Origin of the sequence: Pedococcus sp., assembly GCF_036000045.1 — a bacterium.
GTDB lineage: Bacteria > Actinomycetota > Actinomycetes > Actinomycetales > Dermatophilaceae > Pedococcus.
This window is the reverse complement of the sequence record NZ_DASYGF010000020.1, coordinates 1-23897: the sequence shown is the minus strand read 5'-3', so window position 1 is coordinate 23897 and position 23897 is coordinate 1. Positions and strand designations below refer to the sequence as shown.

Annotated in this window: 17 protein-coding genes and 1 pseudogene; 11 read left to right on the top strand and 7 right to left on the bottom strand. The window is 70.8% G+C overall.

Translation table 11 applies throughout. From position 1 onward, the window contains the following. Position 1: 1 nt before the first annotated feature. On the top strand, positions 2–1132 hold the full coding sequence (locus tag VGN50_RS04210; protein WP_327443406.1) for a hypothetical protein: 1131 nt from the start codon (positions 2–4) through the stop codon (positions 1130–1132). Between the two features lie 13 nt (positions 1133–1145). Here the strand turns inward: VGN50_RS04210 and VGN50_RS04205 are convergent, their stop codons facing one another. Beyond that, positions 1146–2339, bottom strand: coding sequence for a glycosyltransferase family 4 protein (locus VGN50_RS04205; RefSeq protein ID WP_327443405.1), 1194 nt, complete (start codon positions 2337–2339; stop codon positions 1146–1148). Between the two features lie 131 nt (positions 2340–2470). Between VGN50_RS04205 and VGN50_RS04200 the strand changes: the two genes are divergently transcribed. Together VGN50_RS04200 and VGN50_RS04195 are read left to right on the top strand one after the other, a co-directional pair. Then, on the top strand, positions 2471–3451 hold the full coding sequence (locus VGN50_RS04200) for a glycosyltransferase (protein ID WP_327443404.1): 981 nt from the start codon (positions 2471–2473) through the stop codon (positions 3449–3451). Beyond that, positions 3448–5787 carry a glycosyltransferase gene (locus VGN50_RS04195; RefSeq protein ID WP_327443402.1) on the top strand — a complete coding sequence of 780 codons (2340 nt, stop codon included), beginning with the start codon at positions 3448–3450 and terminating at the stop codon, positions 5785–5787. The genes VGN50_RS04200 and VGN50_RS04195 overlap by 4 nt, the downstream gene beginning before the upstream one ends. Before the next feature lie 62 nt (positions 5788–5849). Here VGN50_RS04195 and VGN50_RS04190 read toward each other — a convergent pair whose 3' ends face one another. Genes VGN50_RS04190 through VGN50_RS04180 form a run of 3 tightly spaced genes read right to left on the bottom strand, consistent with a single transcriptional unit; the run spans position 5850 to position 8105 of the window. After that, positions 5850–6998: an LCP family protein gene (locus tag VGN50_RS04190; RefSeq protein ID WP_327443401.1), complete on the bottom strand. Its 1149-nt coding sequence runs from the start codon at positions 6996–6998 to the stop codon at positions 5850–5852. After that, positions 6991–7422: a DUF2304 domain-containing protein gene (locus tag VGN50_RS04185; protein ID WP_327443400.1), complete on the bottom strand. Its 432-nt coding sequence runs from the start codon at positions 7420–7422 to the stop codon at positions 6991–6993. Before VGN50_RS04185 ends, VGN50_RS04190 begins: the two co-directional genes overlap by 8 nt. Then, positions 7419–8105, bottom strand: coding sequence for a glycosyltransferase family 2 protein (locus VGN50_RS04180; protein ID WP_327443399.1), 687 nt, complete (start codon positions 8103–8105; stop codon positions 7419–7421). The genes VGN50_RS04185 and VGN50_RS04180 overlap by 4 nt, the downstream gene beginning before the upstream one ends. Before the next feature lie 129 nt (positions 8106–8234). Between VGN50_RS04180 and glf the strand changes: the two genes are divergently transcribed. The 7 genes from glf to VGN50_RS04145 all read left to right on the top strand — a co-directional run bounded on the left by glf (position 8235) and on the right by VGN50_RS04145 (position 19992). Next, positions 8235–9422 (top strand): UDP-galactopyranose mutase, encoded by a 1188-nt coding sequence (glf, locus tag VGN50_RS04175; protein ID WP_327443398.1) that lies wholly within the window; start codon positions 8235–8237, stop codon positions 9420–9422. After that, positions 9419–11350, top strand: coding sequence for a glycosyltransferase (locus tag VGN50_RS04170; RefSeq protein WP_327443397.1), 1932 nt, complete (start codon positions 9419–9421; stop codon positions 11348–11350). Before glf ends, VGN50_RS04170 begins: the two co-directional genes overlap by 4 nt. After that, complete coding sequence (locus VGN50_RS04165; protein ID WP_327443396.1) at positions 11350–12252, top strand: ABC transporter permease; 903 nt, start codon at positions 11350–11352, stop codon at positions 12250–12252. Before VGN50_RS04170 ends, VGN50_RS04165 begins: the two co-directional genes overlap by 1 nt. 1 nt (position 12253) lies before the next feature. Next, positions 12254–12988: an ABC transporter ATP-binding protein gene (locus tag VGN50_RS04160; RefSeq protein ID WP_327443395.1), complete on the top strand. Its 735-nt coding sequence runs from the start codon at positions 12254–12256 to the stop codon at positions 12986–12988. Beyond that, positions 12985–15003 (top strand): DUF6541 family protein, encoded by a 2019-nt coding sequence (locus VGN50_RS04155; RefSeq protein ID WP_327443394.1) that lies wholly within the window; start codon positions 12985–12987, stop codon positions 15001–15003. Before VGN50_RS04160 ends, VGN50_RS04155 begins: the two co-directional genes overlap by 4 nt. Positions 15004–15148: 145 nt before the next feature. Beyond that, positions 15149–17908 carry an FG-GAP-like repeat-containing protein gene (locus tag VGN50_RS04150; protein ID WP_327443393.1) on the top strand — a complete coding sequence of 920 codons (2760 nt, stop codon included), beginning with the start codon at positions 15149–15151 and terminating at the stop codon, positions 17906–17908. Between the two features lie 17 nt (positions 17909–17925). Beyond that, entirely contained in the window at positions 17926–19992 is a 2067-nt protein-coding gene (locus VGN50_RS04145; RefSeq protein ID WP_327443391.1) for a SpoIID/LytB domain-containing protein, read from the top strand. 52 nt (positions 19993–20044) lie between these two features. On the opposite strand, the gene VGN50_RS04140 is transcribed toward VGN50_RS04145, so the two are convergent. Together VGN50_RS04140 and VGN50_RS04135 are read right to left on the bottom strand one after the other, a co-directional pair. Beyond that, positions 20045–20683, bottom strand: a complete 639-nt coding sequence (locus VGN50_RS04140; RefSeq protein ID WP_327443390.1) for a CoA transferase subunit B — start codon at positions 20681–20683, stop codon at positions 20045–20047. Between the two features lies 1 nt (position 20684). After that, positions 20685–21515: a CoA transferase subunit A gene (locus VGN50_RS04135; protein WP_327443389.1), complete on the bottom strand. Its 831-nt coding sequence runs from the start codon at positions 21513–21515 to the stop codon at positions 20685–20687. 203 nt (positions 21516–21718) lie between these two features. Between VGN50_RS04135 and VGN50_RS04130 the strand changes: the two genes are divergently transcribed. Beyond that, a complete protein-coding gene (locus VGN50_RS04130; protein ID WP_327443388.1) occupies positions 21719–23395 on the top strand; it encodes a peptidoglycan-binding protein in 1677 nt (558 codons plus the stop codon). A gap of 118 nt (positions 23396–23513) precedes the next feature. Here VGN50_RS04130 and VGN50_RS04125 read toward each other — a convergent pair. After that, positions 23514–23897: pseudogene (locus VGN50_RS04125) on the bottom strand (TIGR03089 family protein); the annotation flags it as partial.

Here is a 23897-nt window from a genome sequence, read left to right as displayed (position 1 = left end):
CATGTCGTCCGCCCCCCACGACCGTCCCGACGACAACGCCGGCGACCGGTCCGGAGGCGAGGGGCGCAGGCTGGCCGTCGGACCCGCGAACTACGCCGGCCAGGCGGCCCAGTGGGCACGCGCCGTGTCGGAGTTCGTCCACGTGCCGTCGTTCTCTTTCGCCAGCCCGCCTCTGCCCTGGATGTCGCAGGGCATCGGCCACGCCGTCGACATGGTCCTGCCGGCTCAGCGCCTGGTGCGTCCGGCCCACCGCAGGGCGCAGGTTCTCCAGAGCCTCTCGGGCATCACGCACCTGGCCATCGACGGCTTCCTGTCTCCCCTCGAGGGTGCGGGGCGGCGGTCGGTCGAGCGCGAGCTGAAGTACTGGGCTTCGCGGGGGGTGCAGGTCGCACTTATCGCGCACGGCAGCGAGGTGCGAGACCCCGACGCGCATCTGCGCCGGTGGGACTACTCCTTCTTCCACGAGACGAAGGGGCTCTGGCTGGCACGGACCAGACGGGTGTCGGCACGCAACCGGGCCATCGTGCGCCGCGTCGACGTCCCTGTCCTCGTCAGCACCCCGGACCTGCTGCTCGACCTCCCCAATGCCCACTGGCTGCCGCTCGTCGTCGACGTGTCGGCCTGGGCCGCGAGCCAGCCACCGCTGAGGCGTGACCGTCCCGTCGTGCTGCACCTGCCCAGCCGGCGGCGTCCGCCCATCAAGGGGACGCGCGTGATCGACCCGATCCTGCGAGCCCTCGACGCCGAGGGGCTGATCAGCTACCTGGCCCCGGAGCGGGTGACCCACGCCGAGGTCGCCCGACTGGTCGGCTCTGCCGATGTGGTCGTGGACCAGATCATGACGGGCTCCTACGGCGTGGCCGCCGTCGAGGCGATGGCGGCGGGCCGCCTCGTCGTCGGAAACGTCGCGCCGGAGGTCCGTGCCCTGGTGCCCGACGCCGTGCCGATCGTCGACGCGGGACCCGACCGGCTCGAGCAGGTCCTGCGCGACATCGTGACGCGTCCCGAGTCCTACGAGCCGCTGGCCGCGGCGGGTGTGGCGTTCGCCCATCGCTGGCATGACGGCCGGGCCGCGGCGCAGGTGCTCGACGACCGTCTCCTCGGCGTGGCTCAGCGGCCCCGCTCCGGCTAGGTCCCGCCGGCGGTCAGGCCAGGACGCCCAGCGCGGCGTCGACCGCGCGCCGGCTCACGGACTCCTGGCTGGCATTCGCGACGGTCCACTCGGCCAGCCGGGCTCGCCGTGCGGGGCTGACCCGCTGGGCCAGCGCCTCTCGCATGGCGTCGGCGACCGCCTCGACGTCCCACGGTGCAGCCCAGCCGAGGTCGTGCTCCCGGACCATCTGAGCGCCCGGCCCCACACCGGCATAGATCACAGGGGAGCCGCAGGCCGTCGACACGAACATCTTGGTGGGGAACGAGAAGTCGTAGCCCCGGCCGGGGCGCACCGAGGCCAGCCCCACCCAGGCGCTCCCGAGCGCCTCGGCGACCCGGTCGGAGGCGACGAGACCCTCGAAGCTCACCCGCCCGGGCGTCAGGCTCTGCGCCAGCTGCTCCAGTGCCGCCCGTTCGGTGCCCTGCCCCAGCATCACCAACCTGGCCTCGGGGTGCTCGGGAGCGACCTGCGCGAAGGCGCGGACGAACACCTCGGCTCCGTGGATCTCGGACATCGTCCCGGCATACACGAGGGTGGGGACGTCGTCGTCGGGGACGGGGCGCGGGCGGAACGCCTCGGTGTCCACCCCGGTGCCCACGACGGTGACCCGACCGGGGTCGACGCCCAGGGAGCGCACCTCCGCGGCCACGCCCTCGGACACGGCGAGCACGTGGGCGGCGCCCCGCAGCACCCACGACTCCACCGCGGTGAGCACGCGCACGACCGCGGGGCTGACGCCGATGCCGGCCGCCGCGGTGGAGGACACGTCAGCGGCGTAGTAGACGTAGGGGACGCGTTTGAGCGCGCTGACGAGCCGCACGGCCACACCGGTGGTGGGCGGGGGCTCGACGATGACGAGATCGGTGCGTGTGGCGAGCAGCCGGAACATCAGCGGGCCGTCGAAGCTGGCGAACTGGATGTAACCGCGCACGTTGCCGCCCTTGTCGCGCAGCACCGGCCACCGTCGAACGGTCACCCCCCCGGAGGACGACGGACCGCCGGCGAGGTCCCCGCGGGGCGTGCTGGCGGACCGGGCCACCCGCGGCGGCCGGGTGGTGAGCACCCGGACGGTGACGCCCGAACGGCTCAACATGCGCGCCAGCCAACCCAGCCGGTATGCCGCTGCGCCCGGCTCGGGCGGAAAGAGGCGCGAGGCGATCGTGACGACTCTGGCGTCCGTGCCCACGCCTCACCTCTCCTGGTCGCTGCGGTCCCGCGGGGGCGGGCCGGCGTCGCACTCTACCGGGGTCTTCCGGCCTCCCTGGACCGGACAGGCGGCTCAGGGGCCGCTCACACGGGGCTGGGTATGCTCGCCCGGTGAGTCCAGCCAGCGCAGACCCTGTGCTCCCGCACCCCGGCCGGACCCTCAAGGTCGTCGCGGTGGTGGTGAGCTACAACCGGCGCGAGCTGCTGGCCGAGTGCCTCGCGGCCGTCGCCGCGCAGACCCGTCCGGTCGACGCCGTGGTGGTGGTCGACAACGCTTCCACCGACGGCAGCGCCGAGCTCGTGGCGCGCACGCTCCCCTCGGCCGATCTCGTGCGGCTCGGCCGCAACACCGGCGGCGCCGGAGGCTTCGCCGCGGGGATGGCGCGCGCGATGGACGAGCACGACGCCGACCTGCTGTGGGTCATGGACGACGACACCATCGCCACCCCCACCACGCTGGCCGAGCTGACCGGGGCATACCTCGCCTATGGCCCGGAGCTCGCGCTGGTGGCCAGCCGGGTCACCTGGGTGGACGGCCAGGACCAGGCTCGCAACATCCCCCGTCCGGTGCCGTGGAACCCGTCGACCCGCAGCCGGAACCGCAGGCGGTCGGCCCAGCTCGTCGGGGGCCGGCCCATGCGGACCGCATGCTTCGTGTCGCTCCTCGTGGCGGCCGACGCGGTGCGAGCCACGGGACTCCCGACCGCCGACTTCTTCATCTGGAACGACGACTTCGAGTTCACCGCAAGGATCCTGCGTGACCGCCCGGGCATCTACCTGCCCAGCGCCGTGGTGGTGCACAAGACCGCCCACCTCGGGACCCGGGCGGCCGACCCAGGGGAGCGCTTCTTCAACGAGGTCCGCAACAAGGTCTGGACCTTCCGCGCGGGACGGGCGTTCGGCGGCGGCGAGAGGGTCCTGCGGATCGGCGTGGCCCTGGTGAACTGGGCCCGTTTCTACTGGCACTCCCACCACCGCGACGTCCTGCGGCGCGCCCTCGTGCGCGGTCTGCGCGACGGCCTGGGGACCCGGCCGCGCCCGAACCGGGTCGTGCTCTCCGAGGCGGGCTTCGAGCTGGGGGAGCACTGGTGAGTGTGCTCATCGGTGGGTTGTTGACCACCCCGGTGGTCGCCGAGGCCGGCCCGCTGTACGGGTCGTCCTCAGTCCGGCGGGGAGAGTCGGTGGCGTTCGACCGGTGGTTCGCCGCCCTCCCGCTGGGCTACTGGGCACGGTTCACTGCGGTCGCCGAGGTGCGCCTCGAGCTCACGGCGAGTGCCGACGTCGACATCTCTGTGGAGGCCAGCGACCACCGGGGTCGCGTGCGGCTGCTCGCCAAGGGCGCCACCGAGGGCGGTCGGTATGCCGTGACCGTCCCCGTGGCGGAATGCGCCGACGGCGGGTGGGTGTGGCCACGGGTGCAGGTGCCCGCAGACGGGCCCGAGCAGGTCGAGGTGGCCTTCGCGTGGAGCGCGCCGGACCTGACGCCGCCGGCCCGGTCGCTGGCCGTGGCCATCGCCACCTTCAACCGCCCCGAGGCATGCCTGCGCCAGCTGACCACCTTGGCCACGGCGATGGAGGACGGCGGTGTGCTCGCTGAGGTGGTCGCCACCGTGGTGCTGGTCGACCAGGGGACGGAGCCGGTGGCAGCGGCACCGGGCTTCGAGGAGGTGGCCGCTCGGCTGGGAGAGCGGCTGAGCGTGGTGCGGCAGGCGAACCTCGGGGGCTCGGGTGGGTTCGCCCGAGGGCTCGTGGAGGGTCTCGCCCGGCCGCAGGTGGCGCATGTCGCCCTCCTCGACGACGACGCCTACGCCCAGCCGGAGGGACTGGCCCGCGCCTGGGCGTTCGCTCATGCCGCGTCCGGGCCCACCATCGTCGGCGGCCACATGTTCGACTCCGCCCGGCCCACGGTGCTCTACCGGCTCGGCGAGGTGCTGGACCGGCGCAGGTTCAGCTGGACCTCCGTCCCCGGCACTCCCATGAACACCGACCTCGCCGACCAGCCGGTCGCGGAGCACTCGTGGCTCGGGCCGGCCCACGAGGTCGACTTCCAGCCCTGGTGGATGGCGCTCGTGCCCCGTGCCTGTGTGGAGCGGGTCGGCCTGCCGATGCCGTTCTTCCTCAAGTGGGACGACGTCGAGCTCGGGTTGCGCGCCGGTGAGGCGGGCCTGCGGTCCGTCGTCCTGCCCGGCGCTGCGGTGTGGCACGACTCGTGGGCCGGCAAGGCCAACGAGACCGGCTGGCAGGCCTACTTCCTGCTGCGCAACCGCGTGGTCACCGCGATGCTGCACGACCACCGTCCGGCCGCACTGGCCGCCGAGTGGCTGGCGGTGTCGATGCGCCACCTCCTCCTGCGCGAGCCGCGAGCCGCCGCCATGCGCTTCGCCGCCCTCAAGGACCTGCTGGCCGGCCCCGCCTGGATGCACCGCGACCTGGCCACGGTCCGGCGGCGCGCCGAGGACGCCGGGCGGCGCGAGGACATCGCGCCACACCCCCTGTCGGCCGCCGCGAGCACCATCACCGCCACGGCACGTCTGGTGGCGCGCTGGGGCAGCCTGCGAGCGGCATACCAGCGCGAGGCCGCACGGGCCGTCACCGCCGAGGCCTGGGCGCGCACCTTCGAGGCCGCGCGGCCGAAGGAGCAGCCCAGCGGCGAGCGCCCTGTCTGGTCGGTCGTGGTCGTCAGCTACCACAGCCTCCCCATGCTGGAGAAGTACTGGTCCGGGCTCCTCGAGCCGGACCGCCTCGGCGACCTTCGGCCGGGTCAGGTCGAGGTCGTCATCGTCGACAACGCCGACCAACCTGCCGTGGCCGATTTCGCTGCGCGGCAAGGGTTCCGCTACGTCTCCATGGGCGGCAACGTCGGGCTGTCGGCGGCCAACAACCGTGGCGCCGAGCTCGGCCGCGGTGACTACCTGTTGTTCGCGAACCCGGACCTCGGGGTGCGTGCCCAGGACCTGCCCGTGCTGGCCGACTGGATCGACCGGACGCAGGGCATCGTCACGCCGAGGCTGGACTTCCCCGACGGCCGCCCGCAGAGCGCTGCCCGCGCCGAGCCATACCTGCTGGCCAAGCTGGCGCACCGCGGAGTCGGGCCGTCCTCGGCTCTGCAGCACTACCTGTGGCCGGTCGGGCCCTACGAGTCCGGCCCGGTGACGTGGGTGGCCGGCGGAGCCACCGCCATGGCGCGCAGGACCTTCGGACGTATCGGCGGCTGGCCCGAGGAGTACTTCCTCTACATGGAGGATGTCGAGCTCGGGATCCGGGCCCGTGACCTCGGGATCGCAGTGTCGGTGACGGCCGACGTCCGCTGGGTCCACGAGTGGCGGGGCGACTCCCGGCGTCGGTTCAACCGCGGCCAGGTGCTCCACGCACGCAGCGCCATGCGTTTCTACACCAGGCATCCGCGTTACCTCGGCTGGCCGCGCTGACGGTGCCGTGCGCCGCCGCGGCGAGCCAACCGGCCCAGGGTGGCCAACCGGCCAGCGGCGACTCAGCCTCCGCTGGGCTTCCCGTCAGTCCCAGCGGGGGGCGCCTCGAGCGGGGTGTCGTTGCGTAGCAACGTGAACAGCTGCTTGGCCCTGGCCGTGTCCCACTTGACCGCGCTGCCGGCATACGTCTGGTAGTTGAGGCTGGACAGGGGCACGACGAGCGACAGGCCGTTGCCCTGGGAGATGGAGCGCATCGCCATGAGCACGCGGGTCACGTCGCGCAGCGAGGTGTTGTTGTCGACGGTCAGACCCTGGCCCGCGGCCATCGAGAAGCCGTAGTAGCGCCACGGGTCGAGGATCGTCGATGGCGTCAGCGCCTTGTGCATGATCGCGCCGAGGAACTGCCGTTGCCGCTCGGCGCGGCCGATGTCGCCCCGCGGGTCGGAGTAGCGGGCCCGGACGTAGCCCAGGGCGTTGGCGCCGTTGAGGGTCTGGCAGCCCTTCTGGAGGTTGATGCCGGCGTGCGGGTCGTTCATGTGGAAGGGCACGCAGATGTCCACCCCGCCGAGACTGTCGACGACGGTGGAGAACCCGCCGAAGCCGATCTCGATGTAGCCGTCGAGCCGCAGGCCAGTGACCTGCTCGACCGTGTGCACGAGAAGCCTGGGACCGCCCTCGGCGAAGGCGGCGTTGATCTTGTTGCTCTGGTGCCCCGGGATCGGCACGAAGCTGTCACGGGGGATCGAGATGAAGGCGGGCTTGCCGCCGTCAGCCGGGACGTGCACGAGGATGATCGAGTCGGTGCGCTCGCCCTGCGCCGACCCGGTGGTCAGCGCCTTCTTCTGGGCGGCCGTCAGCCCGGCGCGGCTGTCGGAGCCGACGAGGAGATAGTCGTAGCCCTTGGTCTGAGCCGGACGCGGGCCAGGGGGAGTGGCGTCGACCCGGTGAACGGTGCCCCAGGCATGGAAGGGCACCCAGACCATGAACGCCAGCCAGAGGATGACGAGCCCGAGGACCACGAGGAGAACGGTGCGTCCCCGGTGGGGGCGGCGTCCCACCGCTGAGCCTTGCGGGCTGCCTCCCACGGGCGGGGAGCCTTGGGGGCGACCGCGGTCGGGGCGACTGCGGTCGGGGCGACTGCGGTCGGGGCGGCGGCGGGTGTCGACGACGAAGACGTCGTCGTCCCTGGGGTCGGCGTCGTACTCAGACATCGGCGTCCAGCTCGGGTCGTCGGTCGGCTTGCCCGGGTTCGGCACTCTCGCCCTGGCCTGCTGCGCGGGTGGGCGACGGGAGCGGGTCCGCCGCCGGGGGCGCCTCGTCGATGGCGATCCGGCGCGCGAGCTTCGTGTAGCGGATCTCAGCCTCGCGGAAGCGCCTGAAGCTCGTCACCACGAAGCTGAAGAACGCGATGACCAGGCCGTAGAGGATCAGGTCGGTACCCCTGCCGATGCCCACCAGGTGCGCCAGGCTCGTCCACACGCTCGGCGAGAGGATGGACCACACCGCGAAGGCGCCGAAGACCAGGAGGCTCAGCCGGCGGACTGCCTGGGTCCGCGCCCCGGACCCGGAGACGACGCGGTAGAGGATCCCGAGGGTGACCAGGACCAGGACGAGCTGGATCGACAGCGCCTTCATCGCAGCAACAGCTCAGCGAGGATGTTGACGGCGTTCCAGAGGGACTGGCCCTTGGCCCGGGAGTAGTCGGAGTACAGGATGTGCACGGGCTCCTCCGCCAGGGACACTGGTTGGCCATGGATCCGCATGCTGCCGATCTGCGCCACGAGCTCGGACGCGTGCGCCATGCGGTTCTGGGTGATGTCGATGCGCTCCACCACCTCGCGGGACAGCACGCGCAGTCCGTTGTGGGCATCGGTGAGCTGGGTCTTGGTCGTGAGGTTGGTGTAGATGACGGCCAACCGGAGGACCAGCCGCTTCAGGGCGCTGGGGCGGGTGCGCTCGTCGAGGAAGCGCGACCCGAACACCACGTCCACATCGCCGCGCCGGATGCGCTCGAGCATCACCAGCACGTCCTCGAGCTGATGCTGCCCGTCGGCGTCGAAGGTGACGGCATACCGCATCTCGGGGTCGGTCAGGATGTAGTCGAAACCGGTCTGCAGGGCCGCTCCCTGCCCGAGGTTGACCGGGTGGCGCACCACCCGCGCGCCCGCAGCCTCGGCCAACGCCGCCGAGTCGTCCGACGAGCCGTCGTCGACACAGACCACCTTGGGAAAGGCCTGGCGGGCACGCCGGACGACATCGGCGATCACGGTGGCCTCGTTGTACAACGGCACAACGAGCCAGACATCGGTGGCATTCATCGGGTCAAGAGTAGTTCCGAAGAGCGGCAGCGCCGACTCAGGCGCGCCCGGCCAGGGCCGACCCGCGCCGGGCGGTGGCACCGGTCGGTTCGGGTAGCCTGTCCGGCAGTCACGTCCTAAGGAGAATGAGTGAACCCGGACCTTGTGGTGGTCGGGTCGGGCTTTTTTGGCCTGACCGTGGCCCAGCAGATCGCCCAGGAGCACGGACGACGCGTCCTCGTCATCGACCGCCGCAGCCACATCGGTGGCAATGCCTACAGCGAGAACGAGCAGCAGACCGGCATCGAGGTGCACCGCTACGGCGCCCACCTCTTCCACACCTCCAACGAGCGCGTGTGGGACTACGTCAACCGCTTCACGACCTTCACCGACTACGTGCACCGCGTCTACACCCGCCATGGCGGCGAGGTCTACCCGATGCCGATCAACCTCGGCACGATCAACCAGTTCTTCCGTTCGGCCTACGGGCCCGACGAGGCGCGCGCGCTGATCGCCCAGCAGGCCGAGGAGCTGGGGGGCAAGGAGCCCACGAACTTCGTCGAGAAGGGCATCTCCCTGATCGGCCGCCCGCTGTACGAGGCGTTCATCGCCCACTACACCGCCAAGCAGTGGCAGACCTCGCCCGAGGAGCTCTCGGCCGACATCATCAGCCGGCTCCCGGTGCGTTACACCTACGACAACCGCTACTTCAACGACACCTACGAGGGCCTGCCGACCGACGGCTACACCCGGTGGCTGGAGCGGATGGCCGACCACGACCGCATCGAGGTCCAGCTCGAGACCGACTTCTTCGACACCTCGCAGCCGGTCAACAAGGACAACATCGTCGGCAACGTGCCCGTGGTCTACACCGGGCCGGTCGACCGCTACTTCGACTACTCCGAGGGTCGCCTCGGCTGGCGCACGCTCGACTTCGAGCAGGAGGTGCTGCCGACGGGCGACTTCCAGGGCACCTCGGTGATGAACTACCCGGACGAGGACGTGCCCTTCACCCGCATCCACGAGTTCCGGCACTTCCACCCGGAGCGGGACTACCCGACCGACAAGACCGTCATCATGCGCGAGTTCTCCCGGTTCGCCGAGGCCGAGGACGAGCCCTACTACCCGGTCAACACCCCGGGCGACCGAGACGGGCTGCTCAAGTACCGCGACCTCGCTCGGCAGGAGCAGGGTGTGCTCTTCGGCGGCCGGCTCGGGACCTACAAGTACCTCGACATGCACATGGCCATCGGGTCGGCGCTGTCCATGGTCGACAACCGGTTGGCCGGCCACTTCGACAAGGGCGAGGCCATCGAAAGCGGAGGCGTTGACGCATGAGCACGACCATCTCAGCCCACAAGGCCGAGGCAGCGGCAGGGGCGGACTACCGCGTCGCCCAGCGCCTGATCCTGCCTCCGTCCGGCGACCTCGACGTCCTGTCCGTCTACATCGACCGCAAGAAGGCCGACGTCGAGAGCAGCGTCCACCCCGACGACGTGCTGAGCCGGCACAGCGTCCGGGTCCGGGCCGGTCGGCGTATGTCGTTCGGCTCCTACTTCAACGCGTTCCCCGCCAGCTACTGGCGGCGTTGGACGGTGGTGGAGTCCGTCCGACTCGCCATCGTCACCAGTGGGTCGTGCACCGTGCTCGTCTACCGCTCGAACGCCAAGGGCGCCCCGCAGCGCGTCGAGGCGATCCGCGTCTCAGGAGACCACACCGAAACCGTGGTCGACCTCTCCCTACAGACCTTCGGCGACGGCGGCTGGTACTGGTTCGACGTCATCGCCGGTAACGAGCCCGTCGTGGTCGACGCAGCGGAGTGGCGCGTCCCGGACGCAGGGCGCCCGCATGGCCGCACCAGCCTGGCCATCACGACCTTCAACCGGCCCGACTACTGCCTCACCACGATCCGGGCCGTCGCCGAGGATCCCGGCCTGCGCGCCGTCCTCGACGAGCTCATCGTGGTCGACCAGGGCACCCAGAAGGTCTCCGACGAGGAGGGCTTCGACGAGCTCGCGGCCGAGCTGGGCTCGCAGCTGCGCATCATCGAGCAGCCCAACCTCGGTGGCTCGGGGGGCTTCTCTCGCGGGATGTACGAGGTCGTCACGGCCGACCGCAGCGACTACGTGCTGCTGCTCGACGACGACATCAACCTCGAGACCGCCAGCATCGAGCGCCTGACGACGTTCGCCGACATGTGCCGCATCCCGACGATGGTCGGCGGCCACATGTTCGACCTCTACAACCGCTCGGTCCTGCACACCTTCGGTGAGATCGTCGAGCCGTGGCTGTGGGGGCCCCGCAACGCCGGCGTCGGCACCTACTTCCGGCATGACTTCGCCCGCACCGGACTCCGCGAGTCCAAGGTGCTCCACCAGTGCGTGGACGTGGACTACAACGGCTGGTGGATGACGCTCATCCCCACCAAGGTGGTCCGCCAGCTGGGTCTGTCCATCCCGGTCTTCATCAAGTGGGACGACTCCGAGTACGGCCTGCGCGGCAAGGCGGCCGGCATACCGACGGTCTCCCTGCCCGGTGCCGCTGTCTGGCACGTGGCCTGGGGTGACAAGGACGACCTCGTCGGCTGGCAGTCCTACTTCCACGAGCGCAACCGTCTGATCTCGGCGCTGATGCACTCGCCCCTGCCCCATGGTGGCGACCTGCTGCGTGACTCGGTGATGCTCGATCTCAAGCACCTGGTGTCGATGCAGTACTACACGGTCAACGGCCGGCTGGCCGCCCAGCGCGATGTGCTCGCCGGGCCGGAGCGGCTGCACCAGATCCTGCCCACCCGCCTGGGCGAGATCCGTGCCGACGCACAGAACTACCACGACGGCCGGATCGCCAAGGACGTCGACGCCTTTCCCCCGGTGAGCCGGCGCAAGCCGAAGAAGCCGAGCAGGGCGACGCCGCCCAAGGGCTGGGCGCTCCTCCCGAAGGCCGGTCTGGCCGTCCTGCGGCAGCTGCTGCCGGTCGACCCCACCGCCTCCGAGCACCCCCAGGCCCGGATCGCGCACAAGGACGCGGCGTGGTGGCGGATCGCCCAGCAGGACAGCGCCGTGGTGTCGACGGCTGACGGCACCGGTGCCTCCTGGTACCAGCGCGACAACAAGCGGGCCCGCTCGATGGTCCAGGCATCGGCGTCTCAGCACGCGTTGCTTTACAGCCGCTGGGAAGAGCTGGCCGCGCTCTACCGCGAGGCGCTGCCGCAGATCACCTCCTTCGAGGCCTGGGAGCAGACCTTCGGCATCGCCAAGGACGGGTGATGGCGGCCGCCCCCCCGCGAGCGGATGTGGAGGCACTGAGGAGTCCCGGGCGCAGCGCAGGCCTGCTCGACGTCTACCGGTGGCGGTTCCTGCTGAAGCTGCTGGTGCGCAAGGAGCTCCGCGTCCGCTACCGCGGCTCGGTGCTCGGTCTGCTCTGGAGCTATGTCAAGCCGGGCGTCCAGCTGCTCGTCTTCTACGTGGCGATGGGCAAGTTCCTGGGGCTGGACCGCCAGCAGCCGAACTACATCATCTACCTGTTCTCGGGCATCGTGATGGTCAACTACTTCTCCGAGGTCTTCAGCAACACGACCCGTTCCATCGTGCTGAACTCCGACCTGGTGAAGAAGATCTACCTCCCCCGTGAGCTCTTCCCGGTCTCGTCGGTGTGGGTCGCCATGGTGCACCTCTTCCCTCAGCTCGCCGTCCTGATCGGAGCGGCGCTGGTCGGTGGCTGGCGCCCGGGCCCGCTGAACCTCGTGGGGTGTCTGGGGGCCTTGGCCATCACCACGTTCGCCGGGCTCGGTCTCGGCCTGATCTTCGGCGCCGTCAACGTGCTGTTCCGTGACGCCGAGAACCTCGTGGACCTGATCCTCATGATGGCGACCTGGCTCTCGCCGGTGCTCTACACCTGGGACAAGGCGTACGGCGTGCTGGGGGGTACGCCGCTGTGGTGGCTCTACCAGGCCAACCCCGGCACCGCTGCCATCGAGCTGGCCCACTACGGCTTCTGGCTGCCGAGCCAGGCCGTGACCGACAAGTACGCCCACCACACGGGGCTGCCCGCCATGCCCTTCCACTTCGCGTGGTGGGGGCTGCTCGGGCTTGTCGTGAGCGTGGTCCTGGTGCTGGCCGGCCAGTTCGTCTTCCGCCGGCTCGAGGGCCGATTCGCACAGGAGCTGTGACGTGACGTCAGCGATCGAAGTGAGCAGTGTGACGAAGCGTTTCACGCTGCGCCACACCCGCTCCATCAAGGAGCTGGCGGTGTGGACGTTCCGCGGACGGGGGCGCGAGCTGTCGTCGAACACGTTCAACGCCCTCGACGACGTCTCGTTCACCATCGAGCAGGGCGAGGCCGTCGCTCTCATCGGCTTCAACGGCTCCGGCAAGTCGACCCTGCTCAAGCTGATCTCGGGAGTCATGCTCCCCGACTCCGGCAGCATTGGCATCCGGGGCCGCGTCGCCGGCCTCATCGAGGTCGGCGCCGGCTTCCATCCCGACCTCACCGGCCGGGAGAACATCTACCTCAACGGCGCCATCCTCGGTATGTCAGAGAAGGAGATCGCCGCGAAGTTCGACGAGATCGTCGCCTTCAGCGAGATCGAGCGGTTCATCGACACCGAGGTCAAGTTCTACTCGTCCGGTATGTTCCTGCGGCTGGCCTTCTCCGTCGCCGCGTACAGCGAGCCCGACATCTTCCTCATCGACGAGATCCTGGCGGTCGGCGACGAGCCGTTCCAGCGCAAGTGCCTCGAGCGCATCGGCACCCTGCGGGAGATGGGCCAGACGCTGGTCATCGTGAGCCATGAGCTCGACATGGTGGCGCGGGTGTGTGACCGGGGGGTGGTGCTGAAGTCGGGGGTCGTGACCATGGATGGACCGGTGGAGGAGGCCGTCGCCCACCTACGGGGCGGAGAATGAACCTCCTCCTGAGCTGGCCGCAGGCTCTGCCCGAGCTGTTGCTGGCCGCTGTGGTCATGGTCGTCCCAGGCCTGCTCGTCGCCCTGGCCCTCGGCTTCCGGCGCGAGGAGGCGGCCGGTGCCGCCCCCGCCCTGTCCCTCGGCGTCCTGTCCGTCGCCGATGTGGTCTCGACGCTCCTGCACGTCGCCTGGGGGCTGCCCGTCATCGCCCTCGTCACGCTGCTGGCGGCCGCTGCGAGCGGGGCTGTCTGGTTCGTGGTCGTGCGCCCCCGAGAGCAGGCCCGCCCGGTAGTGCCGCACCTTGGCTGGTGCTGGTCGGCCGCCGCGGTGGCGCTCGCCGTGCTCGCCAGCGGCCTGGCCGTCAGCCGCGGCATCGGCTCGCCGGAGTCGATCAGCCAGAGCTTCGACGGGCCGCTCCACGTCAACGGCATCGCGAACGTCGCTGCGGCCCACTCGGCCGCCCCGTCGGTCGTCGGCGCCGCCGCCGTTCCCGCAGGGCACGCCCCCTTCTACCCTCCGCTGTTCCACGGCATCGCGGGACTGGTCGTGATGGTGTCGGGGTGCACGCCCATTGCGGCGGCCAACATCGTGGCCGTCGTGCTCGCCGCCGTGCTCTGGCCCCTGTCGACCATGCTGCTGGTACGCACCGTGGTCGGACCGTCCCGGTTCGGCCTCGCGTTCAGCATGGGGGCGGTCTGCGTCATCTCGGTCTTCCCCGGCCTCCTGGTCTCCTATGGCGTCCTGTGGCCGAACGCCCTGAGCTACTCGATCCTCCCCGGCGCTCTGGCCCTTGCGGTCCTGCTCGTGCGGCATACCCGCTTCAGGTGGGTGGGCAGCCTGCAGGCGGGGCTGGCCCTGGCCGTGACGGCGCCGGCCATGTACTACGCGCACCCAGGCGCGGCCTTCGCCCTGATCGCGGTCGGGCTGCCGCTGCTCGTCGCCGCCGAGCTCGGCCTGCTCGTCATCAGCTGGGGCCACCCGCGTCGCCGCCTGCTGGCCATCGCGCTGTGCCTGCTCACAGCAGTGGTGCTCTGGGCGTTCTGGAACGGCCTCTACCACCTCGCGGCTCTCAACCAGGTCCGCAGCTTCTACTGGAGCCCACGTCAGAGCGCGGCGCAGGCCGTGGGTGAGGCGCTCTTCCTCACCTCCAGCCTGTCGAGCCAGGTCGCCGTGGTCGGGGTGCTGGTCGTCGTCGGCGCCGTGTGGGCCTTCCGCTACCGCACCGCACGCTGGCTGGTGTTCTCTCACCTCGTCGTCATCGCGCTGGTGGTCATCAGCACGTCCACCGACGACACGATCCGCCCCACCCTCACCGGGTTCTGGTACAACGACGGGTTCAGGGTCGCAGCGCTGCTGCCTCTCACCGGCATCCCCCTGGCCACGATGGGGGCGCTGTGGACCCGCGGGTGGCTGGTCGGGCACATCCGGGTCCTCGCGGCATACAAGCCCCTGTCGCTGTCACCGGCACTGGCCCGCAGCGTGGTCCGCTGGGCCCAGCCGCTGGCCGCCGCGGTGCTCGCCATCGTGGTCGTCGCGTTCCTCCCCACGGCCAACCCCCTGTCGCCGGTGGTCTCGACGGTGCGCTACACCTACGCCGGCTTCCCCGACCCGCTGGTCACTCCCGACGAGGCGGCGCTCTACCGGAAGATCGCCGGGTGGGCGCCGCCCGGCACGGACATCCTGGCGAGCCCCTGGACCGGTGGGGTCTACGCGGGAGCGCTCAGCGGGCGCGCCGTGGTGTTCCCCCACATGGTGACCACCGACGACGCGCCGCGCCTGCTGCTCATGCGGTCCTTCGACCGGTTCACGACCGACCCGGCCGTATGCCGGGCGGTCAAGGACCTGCACGTCCGTATCGTGGTGGACGACTCGCACAAGTTCGACGCCGCCTCCTCGGGCGCACGCATCGCCCAGTACAAGGGCCTGAACCACCTCGCGACCACTCCCGGGCTGACGCTGCTCGGCCACTCGAGGACCGCTTCCGTGTACCGCGTCGGGGACTGCTCGACCCACTGAGTGCGGGTCACGATTCTGCTGCTACACGAGTGGCAGAAGTGAAGTCATGGTGAAATAGCGCCTTCTGGCCCCCGCGCCGCGCAGCCGTGGGGCACAGTAGAAGACTGCGCTCGCCGCAGCCTCCGCCACCATGATGGGTACGAGCATGATCAAGCAGAAGACGACGCACGCAGACGGAACCGAACGCGCCCACCCCTCGGCCGGACGCCTGCTCCGGCTCCGACGGATGGCTGGGCTCGGCGCGGCCGCTGGCGCCCTGGTCCTCGTGCCTGCTCTGACCGGCGTCTTTCCCGTCGTGGGGACGTCCCCGGCTTCGGCGGTCAGGCCGGTCAAGCCCCACGTGGTCAAGGCCGGCTTCGTGCCCGCCGCTCTGTCCGGCGTCGTCGCCGACGGGAGGCAGAAGCTGGACGCGGGGGAGAAGGACCCGCGCTCGAGCGCCCGTGCGGGGGCCACGACAGCGGCACAGGACGTGCCCGGCCCGGTGAGCGTGGTCGGCGTCTCGTGGCCCAAGGGTGCGGTGACCGCCGCGGACACCTTCCAGGTCCGGACCTTCTCCCAGGGCACCTGGAGCGACTGGCAGACTCTCGACTCCTCCGACATCGCTGCCGACGCGAACACCGCGGAGAGCCGGGATCGGGCTCCCATCGGCGGGACGGACCCCTACGTCGTCGCGGGTGCAAGCAAGGTCCAGGTGCGGGTCCTCACGTCGCGCACCACCGTGCCTACCGGAGCACAGGTGTCCGTCATCGACCCGGGCACCTCGCCCGACCCGACTGTCACCGCCCCCGGCGCGGCCTCGGCAGATGCGGCCCAGCCGCAGATCTACAGCCGGGCCGCGTGGGGAGCCGACGAGTCGATCCGCAAGGGGACGCCCGACTACGGCCAGGTCCAGATGGCCTTCGTGCACCACACCGACGGGTCCAACACCTACACGAGCGCCGACGTCCCGGCCATCATCCGGGGCATCTACGCCTACCACGTGCTCAGTGAGGGCTGGAACGATATCGGCTACAACTTCCTCGTCGACCGGTTCGGCCGGATCTGGGAGGGGCGCTACGGCGGGATCGACAAGGCCGTGATCGGTGCCCAGACGCTCAACTACAACACCTGGTCCACCGGTGTCGCGGCGATCGGCACGTTCACCAGTGCCACGCCGCCGCCAGCCCTCCTGGCCGGGATCGAACGGGTCCTGGCGTGGAAGCTCAGCGTGCACGGCATACCCGCTGTCGGCTCGGTCTTCGTCCGCGACAAGTACTTCAACCGCATCTCGGGCCACCGTGACGGTTACCAGACTGCGTGCCCGGGGCAGGCGCTCTACGACCAGCTGCCGACCATCCGCACTGCGGTCCGGTCCCTCATCGGGTCCCAGCGGGCCTCGGCGCTGACGCGCGCCGGGCAGGTGCTGACCTATCCGGGCACCGCCGCGCCACCGACCATGACGGGTCCGGCCCAGCTGCTGCGGATGGCGTCGCCCGTGGCCGTGGCCGAGGGCAAGACCATCGGCACGGGATGGAACGTCCTGCGCAACGTCACCATGACCGCCGACCTGACCGGAGACGGACAGCCGGACGTCGTCGCGGTCGACCCTCGAGCCGGCACCCTGCGGATCTATCGGACCGACGGACATGGCGGGTTCACGGGCGTGACCGTAGGTGGCTCGGGGTGGCAGGCCGTCACTCGGCTCGTGGCGGTGGGCGACTGGGACGGAGACGGCCACAACGACCTGCTGGGCGTCAACACCGCCGGGCAGCTCGTGCTCTACTCCGGCGACGGGGCCGGATGGTTCCGCAGCAGCCAGGTCATCGGCACGGGGTGGGGTGCCATGTCCGCGGTGTTCCCCGCGGGTGACGTCACGCACGACGGGAGCACCGACCTGTATGCCGTTCGGTCCTCTGACGGGGCGCTCATGCTCTATCCCCACCTGGCCAGCGGGGCCTGGGGTGCGCCCCAACAGCAGGGCGGCGGGTGGTCCTCGCTGACTGCCACGGGCGGGTTGGACCTGGACCACGACGGGAACCCGGGCGACATCCTGGCCCGTGACTCGGCGGGCCACATGCGGACCTACTACGCCGACGCCTCCGACAAGCTGAGCCGCTCCAACGTGTGGGGAGCCGGCTGGACGGCCATGTCGAACCTGTCGTCCGGCGTCGACCTCAACGGCGACGGCACCATCGACCTGCTGGCTGTGAATCCCGGCGCCTCCTCCGGCGCCCTCATGCTCTACGCGGGCACCGGCCGTCGTGACCTCAACGCCCCCGGCAGCAGCCCCGGCCCCGTCGTGCCCGGCGCCGACTGGGTACGCATCGTCGGCGACGTCGACCACGACGGCTACCCCGACGCCCTGGCGCGGATGGCCGACGGGACGCTGGTGGCCATGAAGGGCACGGCGGGCGGCACGTTCGGCGCGCCGTTCACGGTGGGTTCGGACTGGCAGTACTTCGACCTCATCGAGCCCGCCGGCGACCTCGACAACGACGGGGTCCCGGACCTCATGGCGAGGATGCCGGGCGGAGAGCTCTACATCTACCCGATGACGTCCACGTTCGGCTTCAAGCCGCGCTACGACAGCGGCAGTGGCTGGCAGGCGATGCGCAGCCTGACCGGAGTCGGCAGCTTCAACACCGACACCAACGCCGACGTCGTCGCCCTGCGGGCCTCGGACGGTGCGTTGCTCCTGTACCGCGGTGGTGGCCCCGGCACCCTCGTCGACTCCACGGTCCTCGCGACCGGTCAGACGGATCTGACCCAGGTGCTGGGCATGGGCGATGTCAACGGCGACGGCACGAACGACGTCGTTGCTCGTGACACGTCAGGGAACCTGTGGCTGTATGCCGGCAACGGCACGGGTGGGCTACTGCCGGGCCGGCAGCCGCTGACCGGTCCCCAGGTCTCGGTGCTCGGCTGATGCGACAGGAGAAGGCCATGCAGACGGTGCCCAACTCGCGGCGGCGGCGGGCGGTCGCGCTCGTCGCCTCGTTCGCCACGGTGCTCGTCGCGGTCCTGGCCGGCTCGTCAGCGGCTCGCGCGGACGAGGTGTACCCCGTCACCTCGGACGGAATCCTGCACCTGCACGGCCATGGTTGGGGCCACGGTCACGGAATGTCCCAGTACGGCGCCCAGGGCGCTGCCCTGGCGGGCCTCAAGTGGCCCGCCATCCTGTCCTTCTACTACCAGAACACCACTCAGACGGCCATCGGCAACCCGACCCTGCGCGTGCACGTACCGCAGGTGGTCTACAACGGGATCCTCCAGGTCAAGAGGACGCCGACGCTGCGACTTTCGTGGACCGGCAACGCGGGTACCTGGGCCTCGGTCGGTGGCGACACGCGCTTTCCGGCGGACGCCTGGCGCATCCGCGCCAACGGCACGGGCAGTGTCGTCGAGTACCACCGTCCAGGCGCGGCCAGCACCACCTGGACGCTGTACGGGGCCCCACCCAACGGCTATGCCGTCTTCGACGACCCGACGACGGGGTGCGGCACCGCGGTCCCGTCGGGAGGCACCGGCTGCGTCACCGCACAGCTGTGGAACGGCACGCAGGTCGCGTACCGAGGCCAGCTGCGCGGCGTGATGTCGGGCGCGACGCTCGTGGGGGTGCTCGCCCTGCCGATGGAGGACTACCTCAGAAGTGTGGTGCCCAGCGAGAGCCCCTCGTACTGGCGGCCGGACGCGCTCGCGGCGCAGGCTGTGGCCGCACGCAGCTACGCCGAGCACGCCCGCCGGGCTGCCAGCTCCACCTCCACCTACGACATCTGCGACTCCACCGCCTGCCAGGTCTTCAGCGGGACCACGGTCAACGGCTCGGCGAAGGAGTACAGCAGCACCAACACGGCGGTCGCCATGACGGCGGGGACGGTGCTGACCTATGGCGGCGCCGTCGTCAACGCCGAGTTCTCCTCCTCGAACGGCGGCTGGAGCGCCTATGGCAACCAGCCGTACCTGCTCGCCAGGGCCGACCCCTACGACGCCACACCGACCAACCCGAACCACTCCTGGAACGCCGACATTCCCGTCAGCACGATCGAGGCGACCTGGCCGAGCATTGGCACCTACCGCGACCTGCGGATCACCAAGCGTGACGGCAACGGTGACTGGGGCGGCCGCGTCCTGAGCATGACCATCGACGGGTCGTCGGCGTCGGTGACGGTCACCGGAACGGGCTTCCAGTGGGCGCTGGGGCTGAAGTCCGAATGGTTCGTCCCCTACAACCCACCGTCAGCCCCCTCCTTCCCCCGCGACGTCACGGGCGACGGTCGAGCCGACGTCCTCGCCGTCGAAAGCCAGACCGGCCGGCTGCGCATCTATCCCGGGAACGGCTCGGGCGGCTGGCAGGCGCCCATCGTCCTGGGACCGGGCTGGGGGACGCTGCCCAAGGTGTTCACCGCCGGGACGTGGGACGGCGACTCGGTCTCAGATGTCATGGCACAGCGCAGCGACGGATCCCTGTGGCTGTACTCCGGTTCCGGCACCGGAGGGCTGGCCGCCCCTCGCCAGATCGGTACCGGCTGGCAGGCCTTCGACACCGTGTTCGCGACGGGCGACTTCAACGGCGACGGCTGGTCGGACCTGTTGGCCCGGCGCGCCTCCGACGGGGCACTGATCCTGTATGCCGGCAACGGCCAGGGCGGCTTCCTCTCCCCCCAGCAGGTGGGCTCGGGGTGGGGCGGCTTCACCGCCCTGCTGTCCCCGGGCGACTTCGACGGCGACGGCCATCCCGACGTCCTGGCGCGAGCGGCGGACGGCAGGCTGTGGCTCTACCCGGGCAACGGCACCGGCGGCTGGTTGAACCCACGGGTCGTCGGCACGAGCTGGAGCGGTTTCACGTCGATCGTGTCGCCCGGAGACTTCGACGGGGACGGCCTGGCCGATGTGCTCGCCGTGACGGCCGACGGGACGATGTGGCTCTATCCGGGCAACGGCAGCGGTGGCTGGAAGGCCCGCCAGCAGGTCGGCTCAGGCTGGAACAGCATGTCGACGATCCTGCCCTGAGCCGGTGTTGCTCGGGCCCTCACCCGGCTAGGGGAGCGTCGCCGTCAGCGCGTCAGCCCAGGTCGGTCGTGAAGTCGGGCTCGGTGCGCTCGCGGACCTCGTCCTCGGTGACGCCGGGCGCGAGCTCGCGCAGGACCAGTCCCGAGTCGGTGACGTCGAAGACGCACAGGTCGGTGATGATCCGCTGCACGACACCTCGGCCGGTGTAGGGGAGCGAGCACTCCTTGACGATCTTGTAGGAGCCATCCTTGGCGTTGTGCTCCATCAGGACGATGACGTGCTTGGCGCCGTGAACCAGGTCCATCGCCCCGCCCATGCCCTTGACCATCTTGCCGGGGATCATCCAGTTGGCGATGTCACCCGATGCCGAGACCTGCATCGCCCCCAGGATCGCCGCGTCGACCTTGCCGCCGCGGATCATCCCGAAGCTGGTCGCGGAGTCGAAGAACGACGCGCCCTTGCGCAGCGTCACGGTCTCCTTGCCGGCGTTGATGAGGTCGGGGTCCTCATCGCCGTCGTAGGGGTAGGCCCCGACGCCGAGGATGCCGTTCTCGGACTGCAGCACGATCTCGACGTCGTCCGGCACGTAGTTGGGCACCAGCGTCGGCAGGCCGATCCCGAGGTTGACGTAGGCGCCGTCGGACAGCTCCTGTGCGGCCCGGGCGGCCATCTGCTCACGGGTCAGTGCCATCTCAGGCCTCCATGCTCTCGCCGGCAGTGGCGGCGCTGACGTCGGCGGTGACGCTCGGGGTCGGGCGGGGTCGGACCGTGCGGCGCTCGATGCGCTTCTCGGCGGCCTGCTCGGGAGTCAGGGCCAGCACCCTCTGCACGTAGATGCCGGGCAGGTGGACGTGGTCGGGGTCCAGCTCACCGGGCTCGACGAGCTCCTCGACCTCGGCGATGGTGACGCGCCCGGACATCGCCGCCAGCGGGTTGAAGTTGCGTGCGGAGCGGTCGAAGACCAGGTTGCCGTGCCGATCGCCCTTCGCGGCGCGGACCAGCCCGAAGTCCGCGACGATCGCGCGCTCGAGGACGAACTCCTTCTCGACGCCGTCGACCTCGAAGACCTTGGTCTCCTTGCGGGGGGACGACTTCGCGACGGTGCCGTCCGCGGCATACAGCCAGGGCAGGCCACCCTCGGCGACCTGGGTCCCAGCGCCGGTCACGGTGTAGAACGCCGGTATGCCGGCGCCACCGGCGCGCAGCCGCTCGGCGAGCGTGCCCTGCGGGGTCAGCTCGACCTCCAGCTCGCCGCCGAGGTACTGCCGCTCGAACTCCTTGTTCTCACCCACATAGGACGACACCATCCGGGCGATGCGGCGGTCGCGCAGCAGGATCCCCAGCCCCCAGTCGTCCACCCCGCAGTTGTTGCTGATGGCCTCCAGCCCGCTGACCCCCGCATCGTGGATGGCCCGGATCAGCACGCTCGGGATGCCGCACAGCCCGAAACCACCGACTGCCAACGAAGAGCCATCGACGATCCCGTCGATGGCCTCGGCCGCTGAGGAGACGACTTTGTCCATGACGTGGACTCTAGCCGCCGCCCGTCGACCGAACGGATGAGGCCTGCGCGAATTCCGTGGTTGTAGTTCGCGCCAAGCCCTTGTGACGGCTGTGAACAGATGGGACAAATGGCAAGCCTGCTCCGGAAGTGACCTCTGGTGCAGGAGTCAACCTCGTTCGTCCGGCACCCCGGGCGCCGACCATGCCAGCGCAGGAGAAGCACGTGTCGCACCTTGTCCGAGCCCTCGGAGTCATCACGATCCCCGCCTTGACGATCCCGATGAGCCTCGCCGGGAGCGCTGACGCGGTGACGCTGCCGAAACCGCCGACCAAGGCCCTGCCCAGCGCGCTCGACCTCGCCTCGCCGTACGAGCCGCAGCGCATCTGCGACCCGGTGGCCAAGCCGGGAGTGCTGGCCTTCGCGCAGCTCATGACGAGCTACTACCACGTCGGCAACACCGGCGGCATCACCCGCAACTGCGACAGCGGGCTGACGGAGCACTCCGAGGGCCGCGCCTGGGACTGGATGCTCAGCGTCAACGACCCCACCCAGAAGGCCATCGCCGACTCCGTCACCGCCTGGCTGTCGGCGCCCGACGCCCAGGGCCGGCCCGGGGCGATGGCCCGCCGGTTCGGGATCATGTACATGATCTGGAACCGCCGGATCTGGGGGACGTACGCGCCGCAGCGGGGGTGGGCGCCTTACAACGGGGCAGTCCCGCACACCGACCACATCCACTTCTCGTTCAGCTGGGACGGCGCCTACCAGCGGACCTCGTGGTGGACCGGCAAGGCGTTGACGACCATCGACTACGGTCCCTCTGCGTCGAGCCCGACGACGACGCCGCAGGCGCCCTCCTCGGTGTACTCGATCCTCATGGAGGGTGCGTCGGGCTCCGATGTGGCGCTGGCGCAGAAGGCCATCGGTACCACGGCCGACGGCGACTTCGGACCGCAGACCGAGGCGGCCCTGCGGAGCTGGCAGACGGCGCACGGGGTGCCCCTCACCGGGGTTCTGGACGCTGCCACCTGGGCTGCGATGGTCCGGCTCAAGCTCGTGCCGGCGCGGAGCGTGTCGGGCGCGAAGCCCACCCCAGCCCCGACGCCCACACCCGCGCCGGTGCCCACGCCCGCCCCGAAGCGCGCGCCCACGCCCGCCCCGAAACCCGCGCCCATGCCCACCCCGAAGCCCGTCACCACGCCTGCCGGCTCCCTCGCGGCGTACGCGAAGACGACGCTGCGGCGCGGGTCGACCGGAGCGGCCGTGGTCGCCCTCCAGGGGGCGCTCGGCATCACGGCCGACGGTGCGTTCGGGCCGTTGACCGAAGGTGCCGTCCGCACCTTCCAGTCCCGCCACCACCTGCCCGCGACAGGAGTCGTGGGCCCGACGACGTGGGCGGCCCTGGCCGGCGCGGCCGTCGCCCCGACGCCGAAGGCCCCGAGCGTGGCCACCTCGACCACATCGAGCGGCTCGCGCACCTCGGCCTCGCCGGTGCTGAGGCTCGGGTCGAGGGGAGAGGCGGTCAGGACGCTGCAGCGAGCCCTCGGCGGCCTCGCCGTGGACGGCGTGTTCGGGTCCCGCACGGGGCTGGCGGTGCAGGCCTTCCAGCGCTCCGTCCACCTGACGCCGACGGGGGTCGCGGACGCGGCCGTCTGGCACGCGCTCGACCTGCGGGACCACCCGCTGCGGGCCGAGTACTCGACCGTCCTGCGGCTCGGCTCGCAGGGACCGGCCGTGGTGGTGCTGCAGAAGGCGCTCGGGCTGACCGCCGACGGGGCGTTCGGACCCGTGACCCAGGCAGCCGTCAAGGCGCTCCAGGCCCGGGCGAAGCTGGCCCGGACCGGGGTCGTCGCCACCCTGACCTGGCAGGCCGTCGAGGCCGCGGTCCGCGCCCGCTAGGCCCGGGGCTCAGCGGACGACCATCGGTGACACGGGTGTCACGGATGGTTGCCACGTCGGCCTCGGGACGAGCATCCGTGACCTCGAGGTCACCGATAGTCGTCAGGCGGGCGTGCTCTCAGGCGTCGAGGGTGACGCTGACGCCTTCGGCGGCTAGGCGGCGCTCACGACCACCTGTCGGCCCAGGGCCACGCGACAGCACGAGCGAGCCGCCGACCGACCATGCACCCAGGGCCGTGCGCAGGACCGGCCCCAGCGTCGCCGCGGCCGTGTGGACCCTGGCCCCGGGGGCCCAGTCGACCGCGGGAACGAGGTCGGTGTAGTCGAGGACCGCGCCGTCCACGACCAGGCCGGCCTGGCGGGGGGCGGGCTCGTCCCACGGGCTGAGCTGGTCGGCATACGTGGCCAGCTCTCGGGCCTCGTCCATCGCACCCGCCGGCACCGCCCCCGGGGCCGAACGCGCCAGGGCCGCCAGGGTGACCAGCACGGCCGGCGTGGTCCG